Source organism: Deinococcus arboris (assembly GCF_009755355.1).
GTDB classification, from domain to species: Bacteria; Deinococcota; Deinococci; order Deinococcales; family Deinococcaceae; genus Deinococcus; species Deinococcus betulae.
In genome coordinates this window covers 1-1,021 of the sequence record NZ_WQLB01000084.1, presented here as the reverse complement: position 1 = coordinate 1,021, position 1,021 = coordinate 1, and the positions used below count along the sequence as shown (strand labels likewise).

Genomic DNA, 1,021 nt, shown 5'->3' with positions numbered 1-1,021 from the left:
GTCGCCGTGTCACAGGCGTCTTACTCGGATGAGTCGGCGCTTCAGGAGATTTCATGAAGAAAGTTGTTGCTGCTGTTCTGTCCGCTGCCCTCGTCGCTTCCACCGCCGTTGCCGGCACAACCAGCACCCCGGTGACTGTGAACGCCAACGTGCTGTCCTCCTGCATGTTTGACACGACTGCTGCGAAGCTGGCCAGCTTCACCTACGACGCCATTGTGGGCACGAGCGGCGCCGTGAGCGGCGGCGCGACCCTGTACTGCAACGCCGGCACCAGCCTGACGGTCAACACGGCCGCCACCGGCGCCGTGGTTCTGAACAGCGCCAGCAAGAGCAAGTCGCTGAACGCCACCTACGCCCTGACGAGCGTCGCCAACGCGGGCGCCGGCACCGGCAGCTACGCTGGCGCCGACCAGTACGTCTACACCCTGGCCGCCACCGCCGCCGCTGGCCAGTGGGGCGCCCCCACCGCCGCCGACTACACCGGCAGCGTGGACATCAACGTCACGTTCTAAATCCCTGCCCGCGGTGATCCAGCTGAACGCCAGCCGTGCGGCTGGATCACCGCGCCTTATCTCACCCCAGCGACCAGCTGACCAAGGAGCCCCATGCGCCTGAAGACCCTGCCCCTCCTGCTGAGTGCCGCGCTGCTGAGCGTGGCCACGGCCGCCAGCCCTGCCCCAGCCACCGTTGCCGTGAATGTCAGCGTCAACGACACCTGCGAAATCACGGGCGCTGACCTGATTTCCTTTGACTACGAAGCGGCCAACGCAACGGCCGCCACCGGCAGCGGTGACGTGCTGGTGCGCTGCAACCTGGATTCCAGCCCCTTCCTGGGCTACTGGGACGACACCAAGTGGAACGCCAACGGCAGCCTGGACCTGCTGAACGGCACCAAGAAGCTGAACATCGTGCTGAGCACGGCGTTTGAGCCGACGGAAGAAGAAAGCAACGCCGAGGACGGCAGCCGCTACAGCTACGCCCTGACGGCCACAGCGGGCGCGCACCAGTGGACGGCCTCGAC

Annotated in this window: 2 protein-coding genes; both read left to right on the top strand. The window is 66.2% G+C overall.

Annotated elements, in window-relative coordinates; all coding sequences use genetic code 11:
- Window positions 1–53 precede the first annotated feature (53 nt).
- Window positions 54–512 carry a hypothetical protein gene (locus GO986_RS22425; RefSeq protein ID WP_157461746.1) on the top strand — a complete coding sequence of 153 codons (459 nt, stop codon included), beginning with the start codon at window positions 54–56 and terminating at the stop codon, window positions 510–512.
- Window positions 513–605: 93 nt separating this feature from the next.
- Window positions 606–1,021, top strand: a 416-nt coding sequence (locus GO986_RS22420) for a hypothetical protein (protein ID WP_157461745.1), incomplete at its 3' end; no start/stop codon positions are given.

What these genes read in the sequence shown, in the direction of transcription:
- GO986_RS22425 (WP_157461746.1), top strand. Translation starts at nt 54, where the DNA reads ATGAAGAAAGTTGTTGCTGCTGTTCTGTCCGCTGCCCTCGTCGCTTCC.